2 tRNA genes and 1 rRNA gene are annotated in these 675 nt (G+C 38.2%); all 3 read right to left on the minus strand.

From position 1 onward, the window contains the following. Positions 1-265 precede the first annotated feature (265 nt). A tRNA-Ile gene (locus IO99_RS18140) sits at positions 266-342 on the minus strand. A gap of 5 nt (positions 343-347) precedes the next feature. Next, positions 348-423, minus strand: a tRNA-Ala gene (locus tag IO99_RS18145). Positions 424-595: 172 nt separating this feature from the next. Beyond that, positions 596-675, minus strand: a 16S ribosomal RNA gene (locus tag IO99_RS18150); the annotation flags it as partial.

Below are 675 nucleotides of genomic sequence, written 5' to 3' on the forward strand. Positions count from 1 at the left end.
ATTCTGCTTCAACTTCCTCACTCAGGTACTCATTTATCTTGGTAAACTCCGTTCCTCGTTCAGTCGTTTCCTTGACTTTCTCGTTTCTATTGAAATTTTTAATTTACTAATCTTAAGCGATTAAGATTAGATTTTCATTCTACAAAGAATTCAAATTAAAATTCTTGACGAAATTGTTTTATCTTTAAATTTAAAGGTTTAACAATATATTTTCACTGTGTAATTTTCAAAGAACATTCAATTTACAAACTTCATTGCAAATTAATGGTGGGTCTAAATGGACTCGAACCATCGACCTCACGCTTATCAGGCGTGCGCTCTAACCAGCTGAGCTATAGACCCACAAATGGTGGAGATAAAGAGATTCGAACTCTTGACCCCCTGCGTGCAAGGCAGGTGCTCTCCCAACTGAGCTATACCCCCATGTGGAATTTACTATAAAGTTTTTTTGAGAGATGGTCTCTCAAAATTAAACAGAGTTAAAGTACCAGTTTCCAGCTGTGCTGGATGGACTCATCTAAACTTTCTAAAATAAATTTTACAAAGTAAGATTCGTTCAATGTCATGAAGGATTAACTTCATGTCGACTCCCTAGAAAGGAGGTGATCCAGCCGCAGGTTCTCCTACGGCTACCTTGTTACGACTTCACCCCAATCACTAATCCCACCTTCGGCC

Origin of the sequence: Clostridium sulfidigenes (assembly GCF_000732635.1) — a bacterium.
GTDB lineage: Bacteria > Bacillota > Clostridia > Clostridiales > Clostridiaceae > Clostridium_J > Clostridium_J sulfidigenes.